The 20358-nt window shown below is 30.7% G+C and carries 21 protein-coding genes and 2 pseudogenes; 17 read left to right on the top strand and 6 right to left on the bottom strand.

Going from position 1 to position 20358, the window contains the following annotated elements:
- The first annotated feature begins 221 nt into the window (after positions 1-221).
- Entirely contained in the window at positions 222-698 is a 477-nt protein-coding gene (locus B3630_RS07650) for a pyridoxamine 5'-phosphate oxidase family protein (RefSeq protein ID WP_346896939.1), read from the top strand.
- Positions 699-986: 288 nt separating this feature from the next.
- On the top strand, positions 987-1721 hold the full coding sequence (locus tag B3630_RS07655) for a hypothetical protein (RefSeq protein WP_346896941.1): 735 nt from the start codon (positions 987-989) through the stop codon (positions 1719-1721).
- Positions 1722-2086: 365 nt separating this feature from the next.
- On the opposite strand, the gene B3630_RS07660 is transcribed toward B3630_RS07655, so the two are convergent.
- The 3 genes from B3630_RS07660 to B3630_RS07670 all read right to left on the bottom strand — a co-directional run bounded on the left by B3630_RS07660 (position 2087) and on the right by B3630_RS07670 (position 4494).
- The gene (locus B3630_RS07660; RefSeq protein ID WP_346896943.1) at positions 2087-2527 is read right to left on the bottom strand and encodes a GyrI-like domain-containing protein; all 441 of its coding nucleotides are present in this window, start codon (positions 2525-2527) and stop codon (positions 2087-2089) included.
- A 66-nt stretch (positions 2528-2593) separates the two neighbouring features.
- Positions 2594-3490, bottom strand: coding sequence for a YafY family protein (locus B3630_RS07665; protein WP_346896945.1), 897 nt, complete (start codon positions 3488-3490; stop codon positions 2594-2596).
- Between the two features lie 92 nt (positions 3491-3582).
- Positions 3583-4494, bottom strand: coding sequence for an AraC family transcriptional regulator (locus tag B3630_RS07670; protein ID WP_346896947.1), 912 nt, complete (start codon positions 4492-4494; stop codon positions 3583-3585).
- Positions 4495-4742: 248 nt separating this feature from the next.
- Between B3630_RS07670 and B3630_RS07675 the strand changes: the two genes are divergently transcribed.
- The 11 genes from B3630_RS07675 (at position 4743) to B3630_RS07725 (ending at position 14795) form a co-directional block, all read left to right on the top strand.
- The gene (locus B3630_RS07675; RefSeq protein ID WP_346896949.1) at positions 4743-6029 is read left to right on the top strand and encodes a Gfo/Idh/MocA family oxidoreductase; all 1287 of its coding nucleotides are present in this window, start codon (positions 4743-4745) and stop codon (positions 6027-6029) included.
- Between the two features lie 69 nt (positions 6030-6098).
- Entirely contained in the window at positions 6099-6359 is a 261-nt protein-coding gene (locus B3630_RS07680; RefSeq protein ID WP_346896951.1) for a hypothetical protein, read from the top strand.
- Positions 6360-6410: 51 nt separating this feature from the next.
- The gene (locus tag B3630_RS07685; RefSeq protein WP_346896953.1) at positions 6411-6944 is read left to right on the top strand and encodes a hypothetical protein; all 534 of its coding nucleotides are present in this window, start codon (positions 6411-6413) and stop codon (positions 6942-6944) included.
- Positions 6934-8007, top strand: coding sequence for an aminoglycoside phosphotransferase family protein (locus B3630_RS07690; RefSeq protein ID WP_346896955.1), 1074 nt, complete (start codon positions 6934-6936; stop codon positions 8005-8007). Before B3630_RS07685 ends, B3630_RS07690 begins: the two co-directional genes overlap by 11 nt.
- A 366-nt stretch (positions 8008-8373) precedes the next feature.
- Complete coding sequence (locus tag B3630_RS07695) at positions 8374-9063, top strand: lipoprotein BA_5634 family protein (RefSeq protein ID WP_346897057.1); 690 nt, start codon at positions 8374-8376, stop codon at positions 9061-9063.
- A gap of 12 nt (positions 9064-9075) precedes the next feature.
- Positions 9076-9762, top strand: a complete 687-nt coding sequence (locus tag B3630_RS07700; protein WP_346896957.1) for an ABC transporter ATP-binding protein — start codon at positions 9076-9078, stop codon at positions 9760-9762.
- Positions 9763-9779: 17 nt separating this feature from the next.
- Positions 9780-11546 (top strand): ABC transporter permease, encoded by a 1767-nt coding sequence (locus B3630_RS07705; protein WP_346896959.1) that lies wholly within the window; start codon positions 9780-9782, stop codon positions 11544-11546.
- The gene (locus B3630_RS07710) at positions 11546-12196 is read left to right on the top strand and encodes an ABC transporter permease (RefSeq protein ID WP_346896961.1); all 651 of its coding nucleotides are present in this window, start codon (positions 11546-11548) and stop codon (positions 12194-12196) included. The genes B3630_RS07705 and B3630_RS07710 overlap by 1 nt, the downstream gene beginning before the upstream one ends.
- Before the next feature lie 18 nt (positions 12197-12214).
- Positions 12215-12907 (top strand): response regulator transcription factor, encoded by a 693-nt coding sequence (locus B3630_RS07715; protein ID WP_346896963.1) that lies wholly within the window; start codon positions 12215-12217, stop codon positions 12905-12907.
- A 2-nt stretch (positions 12908-12909) separates the two neighbouring features.
- Positions 12910-14136: a HAMP domain-containing sensor histidine kinase gene (locus tag B3630_RS07720; RefSeq protein WP_346896965.1), complete on the top strand. Its 1227-nt coding sequence runs from the start codon at positions 12910-12912 to the stop codon at positions 14134-14136.
- A 146-nt stretch (positions 14137-14282) separates the two neighbouring features.
- Positions 14283-14795 (top strand): GNAT family N-acetyltransferase, encoded by a 513-nt coding sequence (locus B3630_RS07725; RefSeq protein ID WP_346896967.1) that lies wholly within the window; start codon positions 14283-14285, stop codon positions 14793-14795.
- Between the two features lie 666 nt (positions 14796-15461).
- On the opposite strand, the gene B3630_RS07730 is transcribed toward B3630_RS07725, so the two are convergent.
- The 3 genes and pseudogenes from B3630_RS07730 to B3630_RS07740 all read right to left on the bottom strand — a co-directional run bounded on the left by B3630_RS07730 (position 15462) and on the right by B3630_RS07740 (position 17489).
- Entirely contained in the window at positions 15462-16169 is a 708-nt protein-coding gene (locus tag B3630_RS07730; RefSeq protein WP_346896969.1) for a DUF5131 family protein, read from the bottom strand.
- A gap of 11 nt (positions 16170-16180) precedes the next feature.
- A complete protein-coding gene (locus B3630_RS07735; RefSeq protein ID WP_346896971.1) occupies positions 16181-16633 on the bottom strand; it encodes a hypothetical protein in 453 nt (150 codons plus the stop codon).
- Positions 16634-16635: 2 nt separating this feature from the next.
- A pseudogene (locus B3630_RS07740) lies at positions 16636-17489 on the bottom strand (AraC family transcriptional regulator).
- Positions 17490-17732: 243 nt separating this feature from the next.
- On the opposite strand from B3630_RS07740, the pseudogene B3630_RS07745 reads away from it, so the two are divergent.
- The 4 genes and pseudogenes from B3630_RS07745 to B3630_RS07760 form a co-directional block, all read left to right on the top strand.
- Positions 17733-17861, top strand: a pseudogene (locus B3630_RS07745) (GNAT family N-acetyltransferase); the annotation flags it as partial.
- Between the two features lie 417 nt (positions 17862-18278).
- The gene (locus B3630_RS07750) at positions 18279-18701 is read left to right on the top strand and encodes a VOC family protein (RefSeq protein ID WP_346896973.1); all 423 of its coding nucleotides are present in this window, start codon (positions 18279-18281) and stop codon (positions 18699-18701) included.
- Positions 18702-18779: 78 nt separating this feature from the next.
- The gene (locus B3630_RS07755) at positions 18780-19586 is read left to right on the top strand and encodes a DUF1189 domain-containing protein (protein ID WP_346896975.1); all 807 of its coding nucleotides are present in this window, start codon (positions 18780-18782) and stop codon (positions 19584-19586) included.
- Between the two features lie 446 nt (positions 19587-20032).
- On the top strand, positions 20033-20221 hold the full coding sequence (locus B3630_RS07760; protein WP_346896977.1) for a hypothetical protein: 189 nt from the start codon (positions 20033-20035) through the stop codon (positions 20219-20221).
- The last annotated feature ends 137 nt before the right edge of the window (positions 20222-20358 follow it).

A 20358-nucleotide genomic window follows, 5' to 3' on the forward strand; every position in this document is an offset into this window, starting at 1 on the left:
CGGGCCGCGTTAATGTAAAAGCCGTGTACATCTTCGGGACTGACGGTAATATAGGGATCCAAGGCAACAATATATTGAAAGGAAACATCAGCGATGGCAAATGTACAGGTGGTGTTCGTCCTGCTTTGTGGATAAAGCTGTAATTGTAAATCTTCGATCACTTTTAAAGTGGTTTAACTATAATTACAGCATAAAATAATTAAATATAAAGGAGAATTAAAATGAGCAAATATGAAAATGCAATGAAACTTATGGAGGAATGTTGCGGAAATGGCAAAGAGGAAGTTATTGCCCTAGCGACAATATCACTATCCTCCAGCGCTACCGGTAATCCTCGTCCTGCTGTCCGTATGGTATGCGCTTATTATGAAGACAGCGTATTTTATGTTTCTACGGATGCAAAAAAAAGTAAAATGCTGCAAATTGAGAAGAACAACGAGGTTTCCGTGTGTGGGTTAGGTTGGTACGCTTTCCAAGGTACCGCTGAAAATCTTGGTTGGGTCAAGGACGAGAAGAATGCGGAGATCAGAGCGAAATTTAAAAAAATTTTTGATTGGTTCGATGAAGTTGGCGACGAAGACAATCCGAACTCGATAGTTCTGCGTATCTCACTCACAGAGGGTACGATCATTGACAACGAAGAAAAATACGGTGAACGTCAGTATGAAATTGATTTCATCAATAAAACAGCGAAATAAATCTGTATAACATATCCAATACCACCTCCTAACTATGATGATATATTCACCAATAGTCCATAGAGGATAAAACATTCAAGACCACCGTAGCAATCCTACTACGGATTTTAAAATACTAATTTAGAATAGTTAAGGAGAATTGTATCTATGGAGAACCCTAATTATTAGAACGAATAATTAGGGTTAATATGAAGTTTATAAATAGCATCATTAGCTTGTGTTATAATTATACTATTAATTTATTGGAAGACATAATATGTAAGTAGGGATTTGAGGAGGGGAAATAAAATGACTAGTGATACTTTGAAAGTTGTTGAGAGTGAATATGACTATGATGCATCACCAGAGGCATGGGAAGAATATAAAGAAATCTATACTACCTCAAGATGGGGTTTTTGGGAAAAATTTGATCATGATAATTTAAAAAAACAAGGCATTAGAATTTACGCACCAATTAAGATTAATGAAAAATATGCGCAATTTAATCGATATCCTAAATTTAAAATGAGTGGCGATACAGACTTTAACTTTGGAAAAGATAAAAAATCCCAAAAAAAATATGAACAATTTAAAGAATTGTTATTGCGTGATTATAAAAGGGACGAATTCAATGTTTATTTAGATGAATTGGATCAATGTTATAATAGGTACCATAAACTCGAAAACTTCTCTTTTATGCCAATGACCGGTGGTTTGCAACTGGTAAAAGGAGCGTGTCAGTATGATAGACTTGATATGTTTGTATATAGATTAAGCACATATTATGAAACAAAGGGAAAAGACAAATTTATACTTAGTCGTGCGAGAACTTGTAATAGAGAAGCATTGGAAACCTATTTGAAGTTATTTGATAGTATTTATGATTATTGCTCTAAAATTTATATGATTAATAGTAAGGACTTTGTTGATAAAATAACAGCACAAGGAGAAGAATTAATAGACAGTGGAGTAAGCGTTGTTAGATATATGAATCTTGCACAAGAATTTTGGGATAATAAAGAACAAACATTAAAGAATGCTTGATTGGATTACTTAATATTGTGTCTATGACAAACTCTAATTTATGTGGATGAATGTGTTGAAAACTATTGGATAGAAATGATGATGAAATAAAACATTAAATGTATAGGTAATTTGGGAATACAAACAGCAGGTTAGGTTTAAAAATCATATCTTTTTTTGTAAAAATATATAATTAAAACTTGAATCCGAAATAATATTAATTATATTGTATATAGGCAAATATAAACTATAATGCTATTTAATTAGAAATACATATTAACAGCTAACCTTATTTAGCAAAGAAGTAATTTTTACTAAACTAAAGCATTACTTCTTTGCTAAAATAAGTATCCTCAATATCTAAAATATAATGAATCTCATCACTGTTATTTTAATGCGATATAAATATCAATATCTGCATTTTCAAAGTCACTGTTTAGGTATTCTTCAAAGTCACCTGTAAAGCTTCTATCTAAGTCCATTTTCCAAATTTCGCCCCAAGATTTTGCTACTGCTGTTTCCATGTGTCCATGGACAGAGAATTTTGCATATTTTCCAGCAGGAATGATCTTTGTTGTGAACTCACTATTTTCTGATTTTGATACTTCATTTCCTGCAGTAACAAGATAACTGTTTTCTGTATAATCGGAATAAAGTCCAATTGCATATTCATTTACTTTATTCTTGATTTTTGCATTGATGCCACCTTGATATAAATCAACCCACAGCTTGCCGATTTTCTCACCCATTTTAGGGTCTTCGTTGCTCGTTGTCACACTTACACCAACAATAATTTTTTCTTCAAGATTTACGATTTCATAGTTCATTTTAACTACCTCCATATATTTGATATATTTATAATAAATCAAATAATATGTCAACAGCATGTCATATTATAAATAATTGTTCATCATTTTTTGTATTTCTTCTTTTATGGAGTTTCTTATATAAAAAGGTTCTAATACCTCGCAATGGCTACCAAAAGAAGCTATATAAGGAAATAGCCATTCACCCATAGGATAAATTGTTTCAGTTATAAAGCTGCCGTCAACTTCTTTAGTATAATTATCAAACTCGTCATAAACTCGAAAAGCCATATCTGGAGACAGTTTTAATTTCAAAGTGATATATTGCTCATTAAACATGTTACCATCCTTAAATATGGGCCCGATAACTTTTCGATGAAAATGTTTATCTGTAACCACAATATCCTTTATACGACTTAGTTTGAAAAATCGAAAATCCTGTCTTAAAGTACAATAGGCATATAAATAACGTGACATCCCTTTAAAACAAAGCTTTAAAGGTTCTACCTCTCGTGTAGTTCTTTCACCTTTTCCGCTTGAATAAGTAAAACTTATTATCTTCTTAGCTAGGATTGCTGATTTAATATCATTAAAGATTTTAGATTCTTTTTCAGAATTGTACCAGGATGAAAAATCCACTTCAATCCAGTCGGAGTTATTCTCTCCAAATAGGCTGCCTAATTTTTGTAATGCAGAATCTGTTTCATTAAAATTGATTGCACCAACTGCTTGTAGTGAGGATAAGATATCAGACTTTTCTTCCTCGGTTAATAGAGCTTTGTTCAGTACAAATTCATCTAAAATAGATATTCCGCCACCTCTGCCTTTGCTCATATATACAGGAATGCCTGCTGATGATAATGTTTCAATATCACGATAAATGGTTCTACTAGAAACTTCAAATTTCTCTGCAAGTTCTCTTGCTGTAACATTTTTTTTATCAAGAAGTATGTATATTATTTTAAACATTCGGTTGATTTGCATATCTTCACCTCTATCATATTATAACACATGAATATGACATCAATATGTCGTATTTATATACTGCCCAATAAAGAATGACGTCCACATTATGGCTACCACTTATAAGTTTGAGAAATCCCCTTTACGGATGAGATGTATTCCATCGGTGACATTCCAGTTGACTTTTTAAATTGCTTAGAAAAATGCTGCAATGAATTATACGAAAGAAAATGTGCGACTTCAGTAATATTCATACTACCATCACGAATAATTTCCTTTGCACGCTCAATCTTCATATATATGAAATAATCAATTACTCCACAGTTTTTATTTTTGTGGAAGAGTGAATGTAAGGTTGAATGACTGATAGAAAATTCATTGCAAATATCTGAAATTCTAATTTGCTCGCAAATGTGTAACTGTAAATAATGCAAAATTTGTTCAAATACATAGGATTTATTAGAGCTATCACAACACTGTTTTTGAGAAGAAGGTAAGTTATTAACTTTTTCATCATCACAATGATGCCTCTTTATATGAATTAGAAATTGTTCTAAATATAATAAAATTAATTGCTGTGAGCCAAAAGGTGCACTGGACGAGAGTTTTACTTGTTCAACGGACGGGATATGGAGTGGAGTTGAAAATGCAGTGCGAGCTTCTGAAATGATTTGTGCAATTATAGTTTTTTCTACAGAAGATAGAGTTGTAACTTTAGAATCAAAAAAATGCATTGAAGGAGAACTACACAAAAATGAAATTGCAACTAAATTAGGAGCTTTCGTTCCTATTGCTTTCAAAGCATGAAATTCATTTGGTCCATGAAAAATCACATCTCCAGCATGGAGCTGATAATGCTCAGAGTCTGCTTGCACCATAACTGTTCCTTTGTCTACATATAGTAATTCCCAAAAATCATGAGACTCACCATGGAAAACAAAATCTTTCAAGTACTCAAAATAGTGAATGGTGATGATTTCTGTGATTTCAATTTCTTTTTTTAATCTAGTACTGATATAAGCCATACAAACAACTCCTTGCTTATGCATTATTATCAATTTATTTTAGCAAATATAACAAAAGAATACAATTTTATTATATAGCTATTTTGGATGATATGACAATTAAACTGGATGATTGTAAAAGCTAAGTTTAAAAAAAACATATATAATATATGTATCAGTACGGAAATTATAGAAAAGGTATTCTCTATGCACATAGAAGTACCTTTTAAAAATATGAATAAAAAATAGAAGTAAATGGGGGATATGAAATGAGTAAAAAAATAAAAGTAGCATTAGCTGGACTTGGTAGTAGAGGAAAAGACACCTATGCATTAACGGCTAAACTATTTCCAGAGAAAATTGAAATTGTAGCTATTGCAGACATTGATCCCGCAAAGGTAGAAGATGTGGCAAGGGAGTATAAGATTCCACAAAAGGCATGCTTCTGCAGTGCAGAAGAACTAATTGCTCAGGATAAGCTGGCGGATGTTATGTTCATTACTACTCAAGACAAGGAGCATGTAAGACAAGCAATTCCTGCACTTAGAAAAGGCTATCACCTGTTATTGGAAAAGCCAATTTCACCAGACCTTGATGAGTGTAGGGAAATTGTAAAAGTAGCAAATGAATGTGATAGAAAAGTGGTTGTATGTCATGTTTTGCGTTATACACCATTCTATACGAAATTAAAAGAAGTAATTGACAGCGGTGTAATTGGAGAAGTAGTTTCTGTTATGGCTATTGAAAATGTGGGATATTGGCATCAAGCGCATAGTTTTGTACGTGGAAACTGGAGAAACTCCAATACTACTAGCCCTATGATATTACAGAAATGTTGTCATGATATGGACCTGTTATTATGGCTAACAGGTAAAACTTGTAAGTCTGTATCTTCCTTTGGGAGCACCTATTTATTTAAGAAAGAAAATGCACCAGAAGGAGCAACAAAGCGCTGTATGGATGGATGCAAAGCAAAAACAAATTGTCCCTTTGATGCAGAAAAGATTTATATAACAAATGATAAAACTGGTGTGGCAAAGGGGAATACAAAATGGCCTGTTGATGTATTGACTCTTCATCCAACGGTAGAAAGTATTACAGAAGCAATTAAAAGTGGACCTTATGGAAGATGTGTATATTACTGTGATAATAACGTAGTAGATCATCAGGTTGTAAACCTAAATATGACAGATGGTGCCACCATTTCTTTGACAATGTGTGCATTCACTTCTACAGGTTCACGTTATCAGAAGATTATGGGTACAAAAGGAGAAATTGTTGCAGATTTATCTAAAAATACTATTATAGTCACACCATTTGGAAAAGAAAGTGAAGTAATCGATATATCTAAGATATCAACGGATTTTTCTGGCCATGCAGGAGGAGACAATCGTATGGTGGAGGAATTCATTGATATGATTGCAGAGGATGGAGAACCAACTAATGCCATTACATCAGTAGATAAATCCGTAGAAAGTCATTATTGCGCTATGGCAGCAGAACAATCCAGGCTGGTAGATGGAATGGTGATTGATTTGGACACTCTAAGAAAATAAGATGTAGTAATTAAGTAATGTATTTAATATAGATTAATAAAAAGAAAGTATTGAATTATAGGTGGAAATATGAATGAAACAACATTAGTAGTAATGGCAGCTGGTATGGGAAGTCGTTTTGGTAGTCTTAAACAGCTGGAGCCTGTGGGACCAAGTGGAGAAATAATACTCGATTTTTCAATATATGATGCAGTAAAAGCAGGCTTTTCAAAGGTAGTTTTTATTATAAAAAAAGAAATGGAAAAGGATTTTAGACATGTTATCGGCAAAAGAATTGAAAAGATAATAGATGTTGATTATGCTTTTCAAGCACTAGATAAAATTCCTTAGTGGTGTTCTATACCTCATAATAGATCTAAACCATGGGGAACAGGCCATGCTGTGATTTGTGCTAAAAGTGAAGTTACAACTCCCTTTATGGTAATAAACGCAGATGATTACTATGGTAGCCATTCCTACAAAATAGTTGGGGATTATTTATCTCAAAATAAAGGTATGTGCATGGCTGGGTTTAGATTAAAAAATACACTAACAGAAAATGGAACAGTAAGCCGTGGATTATGTGAAATGGAAAAAGGTTATTTAAAAAGCGTGGTGGAGCATACATCTATTGATATAAATAGTGGAATACCTCTTGATTCTACGGTATCTATGAACATGTGGGGGTTTGACCTTGATATATTTGATGTGCTTGAAGGGGATTTTGCTACGTTCTTAAAGAATTTAAAAGATCCATTAAAGGATGAATTTTTTCTTCCTTCAGTAGTTGATAATATGATTAAAACACAAAGAGCAAAGGTGAAAGTCCTTGATACAACAGATAAATGGTATGGAGTTACATACAAAGAAGACTTACCCACTGTTAAAAATGCAATAAACGAAATGATTAGAGAGGGATTATACCATGGAATATAAACTGCACGACGTTTTAAAACAGTTTAATATTAATACTGAAATGAGTTCTTATGGTAACGGATATATAAATGATACTTATATTACGAAACCATATATAGTGCAAAGAATCAATAGTAATGTGTTTAAGAATCCTGAGCATTTAATGGAGAATATTGCAGCTATAACAGAGCATCTGAGAAAGAAAATCCTCCTTAGTGGAGGAAATTCTGATAGGGAAACACTAACAATAATAAAAACTAATGATGGTGAAAAATACTATAAAACCAATGGAAATGATTATTTCAGGGTATATAAATTTATAGATAATGCAGTAACCTACGATAAGGTTGAGGATCCTATGCAATTTTATTATGGAGCCAAGGCCTTTGGTAAGTTTCAAAAAATGTTGTCTGATTTTCCAGCAGGTAAATTATATGACACAATACCTAATTTTCATAATACGGTCACTAGGTTTGAGGATCTGTTAAAAGCAATTGAAGATAATAAATGTGGCAGATTAGAAGAAGTGGGAAAAGAAATTGAATTTGTAAAAAAACGCAGAAGAGATGTAAGCATTATATTAGATGCAATGAAGGATGGAAGCATTCCTCTAAGAGTAACCCATAATGACACTAAGCTGAATAATGTTATGATAGATATAGACACAGGTGAAGGGGTATGTGTAATTGATTTAGATACAGTAATGCCAGGGTCACTTCTCTATGACTACGGCGATGCATTGAGATATGGAGCTTCTAGCGGAAGTGAAGATGAAACAGATTTATCAAAAATATGGTTTGATATGAATCTGTTTAAGTATTTTACAAAGGGATATTTTCATGAAGTATTACCTATACTTGTGCCAAAGGAGATTGAACTTATGGCATTTTCTGTGAAACTTATGACCTTTGAATGTGGTATAAGATTTTTAACGGATTATTTAAATGGAGATACCTATTTTAAAACTCACAAAGCGAAACACAATCTTCATAGAGCAAGAACACAGTTTAAGCTGGTTAGTGATATTGAAGGGAAAATAGATAATATGAATAAAATAATTAGGGAAATTATAGAAGAAAATTAGATAAATAGGAATACCTAGAAACAGCAGAATTTCAGAATTCTGCTGTTTTTTATGTAATTATATATTAACATTTAGTGATACATAAATCATATCTTACTATTTAGTAAGATTAAGACTAATACAGTAAGAGTTTAGTTATGGTTTTAAATTGATAAGAGTAATAAAATAAGTACATACCAAAGGATGAAGTATGGAGGTGATGTTATGAAAAAAATACTAGATGTAATGATTGTAGTTATTTTAGTTGTATTTGCTGGTTGGGATGAAAAGCACTTTTTAGTGAAAGCATAATATAGGTATTAATGAATAAAAAAATTCATTATATATAAATTTTTATAATTAAAGGAGATGGAATTAGTGAAAAGAATGAGTAAATGGATAATTGGAGTAGTTGTTCTTGTTGCAATATTTTTACTTGCATCACAAGGGTTAAACTATTATTTAAAGGGACCTAAAAAGCCAATTAATGCAATTTTAGTTGGTGGAGAAACTGAAGATGTTAAGGAAGCAAAGGAAATATATAAAGATAACACTAAGTATACAAAAGACTATAAATATAAAATGGTGACTAAAGAAGTAACTGGTACTGCAGATGATGGACAACAAGTCACAACTATTGAAAAGAAAATATTGTTTGCTAAGGATACAGTTAAGTCTATGATAAAAGACCAAGCTTTTCGTGTAAATGTAGATGGAAACATTGATTTAAACACTGAATTACTTACTGAGATGCCAAATATTGATTCAAATAAAAGTATTATTTTAGGTAGTGAATATGATAAAAAAATAAATGAGATAGATATTAACGGGGTAAATATTCCTGTTGTATACGGATGTTATTCATGGATTGGGTATCTTCCATCAGAAGGACGTATTGTAATTATGGATGATAATATGTATGCATCTATGGATGGGAAAGAATTAGACATGAGTCTTATAAGATTAAAGAAAAGCAACTTGGATTTGAGAAATATACAGGATCAAACAAAGATTAAAAATGAGCTATCAGATGTTTCAGATAATATTGAAATAAATTACACAAATATTAAAGATTAGTGAGGAATGAATATGAAGATATTAAAAATAGAAAATCTATCTAAGATTTATGGAGAAGGTGATAATAAGGTTGAGGCGTTAAAAAATATAAATCTTTCTATAAATAAAGGTGAATTTGTTGCTATCATTGGTGCATCTGGTTCTGGTAAAAGCACACTACTTCACCTTCTAGGGGGATTAGATAGACCTACTTCAGGAAAAGTTATAATTGATGAAAATAGCATATATGACTACAAGGATGAGGAACTATCTATATTTAGAAGAAGAAAAATAGGATTTATATTTCAATTTTTTAATTTAATACCTGTTCTAGATGTAGAGGAGAATATAGAACTTCCAGTAGTTTTAGATAATGAAAAGGTAGACAACGAATACCTAGATGAGATAATTTCAATTTTAAATTTGAAGGATAGAAGGACGCACCTCCCATCAGAATTATCAGGTGGTCAACAGCAGAGAGTATCCATTGGTCGTGCTCTTATAAATAAACCAAGTATTATTCTAGCGGATGAGCCTACGGGGAACTTAGACTCAAAAAATACAAGAGAAGTTATTGAGTTGCTTAAATTTACGGCGCGTAAGTTTAATCAAACGCTTATTTTAATAACCCATGATTCCAATATTGCATCTATGGCTGATAGAGTTATTACAATAGAGGATGGACAAATTATAGAAGATACTTCACAAAAAATCAAGTAAATTAGGGAGGAATTATATTGATAAACAATTACAAATCTATAAGTATAAGATATATAAAGCAAAATAAAAAAAGAACTATCTTAACACTTATTGGAATTATATTATCATTGTCTCTTGTTGCAACTATTGGACTATTTATTACAAGTGCCGAAAAATCTCAAATCGATGATATTAAACGTGCTGATGGAGTTTCTTTCCATATTGGTTTTTCATCTTATACAGAAGATATTTTAACAAAGGTAGTGAATAACCCTAGTGTCGAGCGGTACGGTATTATGGAAAATGGAGATACAGTTTCTTATAATGATATTAATATTACTATATGTAAAATGGATAAGGGAGCTACTGAATTATTTAAGTATAGTATAAAAGAAGGAAGAATGCCAGAAAATGAAAATGAAATCGCAATAGATCAGTGGGCTAAGGATCACATTAAGGAAAATTTAGATCTTCAAGAAAAATTAACTATTGGTGAAAAACAATACACTATAGTAGCATTCCTTAAAAATGATATATATTCTCAACGTGAAAAAAGTTCTAAAGCCTTTACATTCAGTAATAATCCTACTAATGGACGATTGTTGGTGGAAATAAGTCCCAAAGCTGATTTTAGTAGCACTTTTAAAAAACTTACTGATTTAACTACAGAGGATAAATTAATTAAAAACCATGCTTTAATTAGAATGAACCAAATGAAATCCAATAAAGCACTTATAGCTGCTGCTTGCATTGCTATTGTTATTGTAGTTAGTGCCACAATTATTGTAATATACAATTCATTTCAAATTAATGTTGCGGAGAGACTTAAGCAATTTGGGCTTCTTAGAAGTATTGGGGCAACAAAAAAGCAGATTAAAAAGATTGTATTTAGAGAAGCATCTATACTTCTTATCATTGCAATACCAATTGGTATTATAGTAAGTTTAGGAGCAATCTACGGTATTAATTATATTTTTAAATTACTTTTAAAAGGAGACAATCCCATTTCCCTGGTAGGTATTGATCCAATGGTGTTATTAATTAGTGCTATAATTACAACATTGGCAGTTTATATATCAAGTTTGATACCTGCAAACTTTGTAGGTAAAATTTCACCTTTAGCTGCAATAAGCAGTCGTGTTGTAATTAAAAAAGACGTAATTAAAAAAAAGAAGTATCCAACACTTAAAAAAATATTTAATTATAAGGTTGTAATGGCCGTAAAAAATATAAGGCGTAATCCTGGTAGATGCCAGACTATGATTTTATCTATTGTTGTAAGTTCAGCCTTGTTTATAACTTTTACATCCTTTATGGATGAGGTATTTATGGTAAAAGGCCCTAGTGGATCTTACCAAATTATTGATTTAGAAGTTTCTAAAGAATCCGATAATAATAAAGAGAAAAGTGAATTAGATAATAATCTTCTTAGTCAGCTTAAGTCGTTGAGCAATATAGACAAAGTTTATGTGAAGTATTCAAACTTGTTTGGATTTACTGAAGTACCTGAGGATAAAAGAATTAGTGAGACAGGAGATATTTATAAAAGGCAAAAGTATGGAAATATCTATAAAGATGGTATTGATATAGAATTAAAAACTTATGATGAGGTAGCTTTAAAAGAAATAAATAATCATTTAATAAGTGGAGAAGTTAATACTGAGAATATAAAATCGGAAAATGGAGTAATTCTAGTAGATAATGGTAAAGCTAGAGATAAAAATACTAATAAATCTTATATTGGTAAAATCACTGATTTTAGAGTAGGCGATAAAATTGTAATTATGAAGGATAATGTAAAGTAATGGCAATTGTCAAGGATGACATCTTTGAAATGGATAATTCCACAAATGTTTTAAAATTCATAACTTCTAATGAAGTTATGAAAAATCTTATGGTAGAACCTCCTAATATAGAGTATTATGGTATCTCTTTAAAGGATGATTCATTAAACTTAAATACTGCTACAGAAATTAGTAATATGGTCAATAAGGATTATTCCTATACAGTTATTAATTATGTAGATATAAACCAAAATCAAAAAAATTCTATGATTATGGTTAAAGTCCTTGTATATGGATTTATATCTGTAATTGCACTTATTAGTAGTATAAATATCATAAATACAATTACAATGAATATTACATTAAGGCGTAAAGAAAGTGCTATGTTAAAATCAATTGGAATGTCACAAAAGGATTTAAAAAAAATTATTAAGTATGAAGGACTTTTCTATGGAATATTTGGAGGTGCTTTAGGGGTAGTGATAGGATGTTTCTTATCTTACAGTTTATCTAATGTGCTTTCTGAAGTTGTTGTATTACAATGGAAGTTTCCATGGATGTTAAGTATAGTAACAATTTTGGCAGCAATGGGTATAAGTTATATATCTACTCTTATACCAATGAAAAAGATTGAAAAGGATAACGTAATAGAAGCAATTAGAGAAGAATAAGGATGAAGGTGGAATTTTATGATTAACATTTTATTTGTAGAAGACGATATGGGGCTTGGATATGCATTAGAATTTTCATTAATTGATGAGGGTTTTAACGTAGTTAGAGTTGATACATTGAAGGATGCAAGAAATAAATTCAGTAATGACAAATTTGATATAATCATCCTTGATGTTAATTTACCTGATGGTAATGGGTATGAGTTTTGCAAATATATTAGGAAAAAATCTAAAATTCCAATTATATTTCTTACAGCTCTAGATGATGAAGTAAATATAGTTATGGGCTTAGAGATAGGAGGAAATGACTATTTAACTAAGCCCTTTGGCTTTAGAGAATTATTAGCTAGAATAAATGTACAAATTCGTTCCAGAGTGGAAAATTATAAAGTAGAAAAGTTAATTAGTAGAGAGGTAATGGCTAACTTATTAACAACTCAAGGGTTTAAGGGAGAGGAACCTCTAAGTTTAACAGCCTTAGAATATAAGCTCTTAACTTTATTTATGAACAATCCTTTTAAAACTATGAAGAGAGATGATATCTTAGAAGGAATTACCAGAGATGGGGAAGTGTTTTTTGATGAAAACACTCTATCTGTTTATATAAAACGCCTAAGGGAAAAGATAGAAGATAATCCTAAAGATCCTAAATATATTGTAACTCAGAGAGGGGTAGGTTATAGATGGGATGCGGAGGTAAGGAGTGAATAACAGTGGGAAAAATTTATTTAAACTATGAGGTGAAAATTAGCACTATAATTTTATCATCACTCCTAATTATATTTCTTATAGTTCAAGGTATGTTCTTTATATCTTATAGAAATAATCAAAAACAGGATTATATAGATATTATTGGAAGTGTAATTTCAAAAGCAATAGAGATTGATCCAAAATTGGAGAAGGAATTAATACCTCTAGTTACTAAGGATATTACTGAGGAAGACAAGGGAAAAGGGACAAAAGTATTAGATGAATATGGTGTAACAGTAGATCTTAGCAATAGTATTTTTCCTAATATACAAAAAAACAATGGTGCTATCATAGTTACTATAGTATTTTCTTTTGCTTTACTAATATTAAATTACATTCAGTATAATATCTATTTTAAAAAGGTAAGAAGTTTAACTTTAGCATCAAACAAAATAATAGAAGATGATTATTCTATAGTAGTTAAAGAAAACAATGAGGGTGACTTTGCCAAATTATCTCTAGCATTTTCTAATATTCGAAGAATTATAAAAAATAACATTACTTCTACACAACAAGAAAAAGAACATTTAGTGGAGCTATTACAAAATATATCTCATCAGTTTAAGACACGAATATCTACTATGCTTCTATATAATGATATATTACTAAATAGAAAGTTAACAGAAGAGCAAAGAGTGAACTTTTTAAAAGATAATTATAGGCAGCTTGGTAAACTTAATGAAATGATTCAGAATATATTAAAGTTAGCAAAATTAGATGCAAGCGCCATAGAGTTTTACAAAAGAGATGATAATTTAAACAAGACATTAGAAGAAGTTATTGAATCTCTAAACCCCTTAGCTAAAGATAATAATATTAATTTGTCTTTAAAATTAAATAACAACATTATTTTTAAGCATGATAGGTTTTGGATGCAAGAGGCTCTTACTAATATAATTAAAAATTGTATTGAACATACTCTATCAAATGGAGAAGTTAAAATTGAACTAACGGAAACACCTATTTACTATAAAATAACTGTTGAAGATAGTGGAGAAGGAATTGAAGGTGATGAAATTCCAAAAATATTTAGCAGGTTTTATAAAGCTAAGAATTCTAGGAAGAAAGATTCAGTAGGCATCGGACTTGCTATTTCTAAATCAATCGTTGAAGGACAAGAAGGATATATAGATGTGAAAAGTCAAAAAGGTAAAGGTACAACTTTTATAATAACCTTTATGAAATTTTAGACAGAAAATATGGTGCAGTAATTATTCTATGGCTTGAACATGGCTACTTCAGCCACCATACATTTGTACCTTTAGGAAATCAGGTGTACTATAAAGGTTTCCAAGGATTAAGTTTTTTTATTAATCATGTATATGGAATAATGAATATGGATGATTACAAGGCTTTTGATAATTTATCTGATGCAGAGATTAGATTTGCATACAAAAATGATAGTGAAATAATGGGTAAGATGTCCAGTATAATCTTATCATGTCTCAACTCAGCACCTACTTTTTTACCTGTAAAACCTGAACTTGTAATAGATATAAATGCCGGATATAAAAGTTTAGTAGAGGATGATGATTCAACGATTCTTATTGCAGAAAAGAATATGAAGGAATTAGGATTTCAAGTATATGAGCCTATTACTCCAGATTTGATGTCACCTGATGATGGAGTAGAGCTACATATTGCGGGCACTCACTATTCCCAAAGGGCAAGAGGTATTGGTAAAAAATTAATGAATGAAGGCTATAGGATTATGAAGGAAAGGGGATATAATAGCATAATAACAGATTGGAAAATAACCAACCTTTCTGGTTCGACTTTTTGGCCTAAGTGTGGATTTAAGCCAATAGCTTACAGAATGATTAGAAATATTGACAAGGATATAACATAGGCAAACTTTAACAACCCAGGTACTAAGTTGTAGTAGCTTAGAGCCATTAGAAAAGTTAAAGCAGTATCTTTAGTTAAGGCAATATCTTCTATAAAATTAGCAAATTTAAAACACATAGGAGCAGTAGAATTTCAGAATTCTACTGTTTTTGTAGTTATCATTGAATCTGTTAAAGTATATTAAGACAAAAGGCTGATTTATATAAATGTATAATAAAGGATAAATCTAAATGAAAATTAATAAAATATATAGCTATAGTTATAATTTGTTATATGCTTGATATGACGCTTAATGGAATAACTTCGGATATTAACCGCTTTCCGAAAATTATAAACTTCAGTTTTCTTGTTAAAACTATTGGAGATATTAAAAGTATATAGGGTGAAATTTAGGATAATTAAGAGTCAACCGTACCATAAGTAAATGAGGTTTTTACTAAAATTGGATAAGGAGATGGTGGTAAGGTAACCATCGATTTCACTATGAAAACCTCCAATTATTTTTAAAATTGTTCATAAAGTTAGGATTATTTATAATGCTATTGATATAGGCATAAAAAAGAGGACTTACTGTAATAATGTAAGTCCTTGATACATCTTTAAAGAAGGTGAACTAACATAACTTTACATTATACTCATACTCTGTAGCCTTTATTTAAACGAGTTATTAACTGTCGATATTTGCTTTTCTTGCTTGACTGCATAAATCTTTGACGCTAAGTGTGTATTTCTTATCATCTTTGATAAAGTGAGTTCCACATTGCCTAAATTCAAAACGAACTCCTTTAGTTATGCACTGTTCTCGAATAGATAAAACCCAATTGTAATTTAGCGGTCTTGCAGTTCTATCAGATTCACCACCAACTACCACCAATTCAACATTATCCAGATATTGTGATATATTTATCTCTTCAATAAGTGGCTGGCAAATTACATTCCTATGCTTTATTGGAAGGTTGGCAAATATAGAGAGCCTAAAGTCTGCTCTATCTTGATTTTCAACAGTGCAGCCAACAGTCACATTATCATAACCATTGTTCCAGTCATCTGGAATACATTGCAAAAATCTTTCGATTCTTTTTATAAGAAAAATAAAATTCAAGTCCCGGCGTTCTCTTATCATTTTCCAACATTCTTCTCGCCATTCGTCAGCTTCTTCAATAAGAAAATCTGTAGAAAAACATAAATACACGGTTTGACCTGATTTAATTTTATACTCACCTTTTCTATTCTTTGCAACAGGTGCATTGAAATTATCTGTTTTTATAATAATATTTGTGTCTACTCCTTTTTTGGTATCGCCTTTATGAATATAGCAGTATTTACATCCTTCGCTATATTTATGACAGCCACGCCACGGATTCCACATTGCCATAGCAACACCACCTAAAATTTCGATTTGTCATAATTATATGGAATGCTTGTGCCAACAACTACATCTTCTATTTTTTCAATAATAAGCCAATCATCCATATTGCCCTGATGGTCAAAGTCAAGAGGTTGAATTTCACTCATATTCTCAAACTCTACCAAGCACATACATTTTTTATGCCAACGTTCTTGTTGCTTTTTAGATAATTTTAAATTTTCTTGATTATCGGCAAGTACCTTTATTATTTCATCTTCCGATAATTTAACGAAATTTTGAACTGATTTCACAGTTGCAGTTGCTGAGATTTTAGCTGTACCTTTCTTCATGAAGTAAAGTTTCTCACCAACGAATACTCTGCTATGAGGAATCTTTCTTCCGGCAGCAGCTCTAATAATCATCGTTTTAGAACTATCCGATATTTTTTCTAATACCTTTTCTTTGTCATCACAATATATCAAATGTACCATACTTAATTCTCCTTTTTTGAAACTGGAATCCATACTTCATATTGGGCATTCTCCGGGTCTGCATTTAAATACACCTCAATATCTGGTGCATTTCCATATTCATATCCTGAAGTTGGAAGCCATTCAGTTACGATTTTTTTTCTAGTTCCTGTATAGACTGAGAACTTCCTTCTCCTGAAAATATTGCCCATAGGGAGCTAGGGATAACGTATTCTTCTAAATTATTGTCTATTGGTTGACTACTTGCAACTGCAATATAGTATCTCCAATTATCTGATTCATTACAGGAGCTTATTCCCAGCATACCCATAGGCATTCCATCCATCATGGTAGCAAGTCTTGGTATTGTTCCATTCATTGCAGCTGTGCCCCACATTTTTGGTACAACTTCAAAGTTTTTCTCAATTTCTGCCTCTAATGGTTCTGAAACTCCTACAATTCTAAATGATTCTTTCTTTTCAATTCTGTAATTCATTTCACTATCTCCTTTTATTGTTATTTTGAAGCTGATAGGAGGAAATGCTTTTAATATTGTACCTTCTTCTTTTGCCTGAGATGGTGCTATACCATGTACACTTTTAAAAGCTCTGTTAAATGCTGTTGGTGAATCATATCCATATTTTAGAGAAATATCTATCACTTTTTCATTGCCACTCTGTAAATCAACGGCTGCCAATGACATTCTCCTACGGCGTATGTATTCTGATAATGGTATATCTGCTATATAGGTAAACATCCTTTGAAAATGATAAGTTGAGCAACATGCAATCTTTGATACTTCTTCTAAATTGATAGTTTCTTTTATATTCTCTTCGATATAATTAACAGCACTATTTAATCGTTCTATCCATTCCATATATTCATCTCCTAACAATAAAATACTCTATTTCAGATGATTATACCTCTCTTTTTCTGCCCAATAAAGAGAGGTTATATAAATAATCTTTATTACACAATTTTAAATTAACATAACGAATTAATTATAACATAAGCTTACAGTTATATTCCAATATTATCTGAATTAAGAACAAATTAACATATAACCGTATTAGTAAATAAAATTCCAGTATTAAATGCTATTTGAAATATATATTATTATAAGGTGTTGATTACTTGTTTTAAAAGTAATATTGCATCAGCTAAGACTATTATTAAAAATGGAGGGGTTTTTGAAAATGAAGTTGTTGAAGATGGAAAGACAAAACAAAGGTATTTGATTAAACTATAAACATATCATTACTTTATAAAAGTCCAATTTATACTGTTGAAATTAAAATTTTTAAACAGAAAAAATTATAATATGTAGAATAAATATAGGGATATTAATTGGAAAAACCTCACTTATAGTAGCTACGGTGAACCGTACCATAAGTAAGCCTCTAAATCTTTGATTTAGTTAGGCGAACTTACTCAGCGAACGAAGTGAGTCGAGTTTCCTTTATGACCAAGTGCGGCTTATAGCTTTAGGCAATGATATGAATGCCTAAAGCTATTTTTATAAGTAAAAATACTGTGCCATAAGTAATAGTGAATTTATAAAATATGCTATAATAAAATTAGGAAAAATTTGAGTAATAGACAAATAGTAATTTATCTGTTAGTTAATTAGCGCATTAATTTTAATAGAACACAAGGGGGAAAAATAATGATTCAATCAATTGTACATATTGCTTTAGTGGTAAAAGATTATGATGAAGCAATCGAGTTTTATACAAAGAAACTTCATTTTACATTAGTAGAAGATACCTATCAACCAGAACAAGAAAAAAGATGGGTGGTAGTATCTCCACCAGGTTCAAATGGAACAACAATATTACTTGCAAGAGCATCTAAGCCAGAACAAGAGCCCTTCATAGGAAATCAAGCAGGTGGACGAGTTTTTCTTTTCTTAGGAACTGATGATTTTTGGCGTGATTATAATGACATGAGAAAAATAGGAATAGAATTTGTTAGAGAACCTAAAGAACAGGACTATGGAACGGTTGCAGTATTTAAAGATTTATACGGAAATTTATGGGACTTAGTTGAATTCAATAAAAATCATCCAATGTTCAAAAGAGTTAAATAAATAATCACAAAGAGGAATTGTTCTAAGATTGTCGAATAAACATATAATTAGAAATATTTATATATTTGGGAGGGTTTTATGGAAGATAATACAGAAAAAATAAAGTTAAGTTTTTGGAAGAAAATAATAGGTAGCATTCAAGGAATAGAGCATTATGAGAATGTGTTAAAAGAAACTACTGGGAAGGCAGTACTATATTTGCTATTAATATCGTTGCTTCTTGGAGCTATTGGATCTATAAGAGGAGCTATTGAGGTTAATAATAGCATATCAGAGTTTATGAAAATATATAATGATGATTGTCCAAACTTTGAGCTTATAAATGGAGAGTTAAGTGTTGAGGGCGGTATGCCAATGATTTTATCGGAGGATGAAGATAATTATATTATTATAGATACAACTAACAGCACTAATCCTGATGTTCTAGATTCTCATAGTAAAGGTATTTTAATACTAAAAGATAAAATGATTCAAAAAGAGAACCAATTACAAACTCAAGTAACCGAATTCAAATCATTACAAGGATTAACCATAAATAAAGATATAATATATAGCTTCTTTCCTTATGCAAAGATTATTATACCATTTATTTTTATTGTAAATATCCTTGGGTATTTCTTGGGTGCACTCATAAGCTCTCTATTTTTAGCTCTATTTGCTCTTATAATCAATGGAATTTTTAAAACAGAGTTGAAATATGGACAGTTGTACAGCTTAAGCATTTATGCACTAACTACTCCGCTTATAATAAATACAATCTTTAAAATTTTAAGTATAGAACATTTTAGATTCTATTGGTTAGTATATCATACTATAGCTTATGTTTATATTGGCTTTGCACTGAACAAACTAAAAAGTTCTAAGAATAATATTTCATTAGATTAGGTGTATAAAACAAATAAAAAGGTTAATGTCATAAATATTACGGTGAATGGTACCATAAGTAACGATGACTCTTTATATTATATATGTTTAGGGTATTAAAATTCCGTTTATCATATGCAATGAAAAGTATATTAAAGTTAAAAAATGAAGCTACAGATTGTATAAAAATCTGTAGCTTTTTCTACGTTAATCAGAATTGAAGATATATAGTCCATATTGTAATGGAATTTACATTAGCTATCTCATAACCAGTCAATATATTATATAGAAAAAGCAGTGGTTTGTCAATATAATATGTTAAAAAGCTTGAAATGATGAGTGTTAAGTAGATAATATATATGCATCCTATTTGGATGTATTTTGTTCATTTGTAATAACCCACCTAAATGAATATAATTAATGTTCGTTGGTTAGGAAATTTATAAATTGAAATTGAGGTGTTGATTATGTTGTCAATGTTAGCAGACTTAAGAGAAAGTGACAAGGTACAGTATGGTGCTAAAGCAAGTGGGTTAGGAGAGTTAATAAGAAGCGGAGAAAAGATTTCAATTGGCTTTGCATTATCTTTAGAATTTTTCATGCGGTTTATAGCATTATGTATCCATATGACTTCGCTAAAGATGTTTTATAAGTGAAAATTCCCGTATCATAAGTACTAACATATTTTCAAAATATGTTAAAATAAGATTAGGAAAAAATCTGAGTAATAGACGAATAGGAATTTGCAGTTAACATGATTTATATAGAATTAACTGAGAAAGGAGGATTTTAT

Source organism: Clostridium sp. UBA7503 (genome assembly GCF_002477055.1).
In the GTDB taxonomy this organism is placed as follows: domain Bacteria; phylum Bacillota; class Clostridia; order Clostridiales; family Clostridiaceae; genus Clostridium_J; species Clostridium_J sulfidigenes.

Bases quoted from the DNA above. Each gene is read 5' to 3' on its own strand.
- B3630_RS07650 (WP_346896939.1), top strand. From the start codon at position 222: ATGAGCAAATATGAAAATGCAATGAAACTTATGGAGGAATGTTGCGGA.
- B3630_RS07655 (WP_346896941.1), top strand. From the start codon at position 987: ATGACTAGTGATACTTTGAAAGTTGTTGAGAGTGAATATGACTATGAT.
- B3630_RS07660 (WP_346896943.1), bottom strand. From the start codon at position 2,527: ATGAACTATGAAATCGTAAATCTTGAAGAAAAAATTATTGTTGGTGTA.
- B3630_RS07665 (WP_346896945.1), bottom strand. From the start codon at position 3,490: ATGCAAATCAACCGAATGTTTAAAATAATATACATACTTCTTGATAAA.
- B3630_RS07670 (WP_346896947.1), bottom strand. From the start codon at position 4,494: ATGGCTTATATCAGTACTAGATTAAAAAAAGAAATTGAAATCACAGAA.
- B3630_RS07675 (WP_346896949.1), top strand. From the start codon at position 4,743: ATGAGTAAAAAAATAAAAGTAGCATTAGCTGGACTTGGTAGTAGAGGA.
- B3630_RS07680 (WP_346896951.1), top strand. From the start codon at position 6,099: ATGAATGAAACAACATTAGTAGTAATGGCAGCTGGTATGGGAAGTCGT.
- B3630_RS07690 (WP_346896955.1), top strand. From the start codon at position 6,934: ATGGAATATAAACTGCACGACGTTTTAAAACAGTTTAATATTAATACT.
- B3630_RS07695 (WP_346897057.1), top strand. From the start codon at position 8,374: ATGAGTAAATGGATAATTGGAGTAGTTGTTCTTGTTGCAATATTTTTA.
- B3630_RS07700 (WP_346896957.1), top strand. From the start codon at position 9,076: ATGAAGATATTAAAAATAGAAAATCTATCTAAGATTTATGGAGAAGGT.
- B3630_RS07710 (WP_346896961.1), top strand. From the start codon at position 11,546: ATGGCAATTGTCAAGGATGACATCTTTGAAATGGATAATTCCACAAAT.
- B3630_RS07715 (WP_346896963.1), top strand. From the start codon at position 12,215: ATGATTAACATTTTATTTGTAGAAGACGATATGGGGCTTGGATATGCA.
- B3630_RS07725 (WP_346896967.1), top strand. From the start codon at position 14,283: ATGGATGATTACAAGGCTTTTGATAATTTATCTGATGCAGAGATTAGA.
- B3630_RS07730 (WP_346896969.1), bottom strand. From the start codon at position 16,169: ATGGCAATGTGGAATCCGTGGCGTGGCTGTCATAAATATAGCGAAGGA.
- B3630_RS07735 (WP_346896971.1), bottom strand. From the start codon at position 16,633: ATGGTACATTTGATATATTGTGATGACAAAGAAAAGGTATTAGAAAAA.
- B3630_RS07750 (WP_346896973.1), top strand. From the start codon at position 18,279: ATGATTCAATCAATTGTACATATTGCTTTAGTGGTAAAAGATTATGAT.
- B3630_RS07755 (WP_346896975.1), top strand. From the start codon at position 18,780: ATGGAAGATAATACAGAAAAAATAAAGTTAAGTTTTTGGAAGAAAATA.
- B3630_RS07760 (WP_346896977.1), top strand. From the start codon at position 20,033: ATGTTGTCAATGTTAGCAGACTTAAGAGAAAGTGACAAGGTACAGTAT.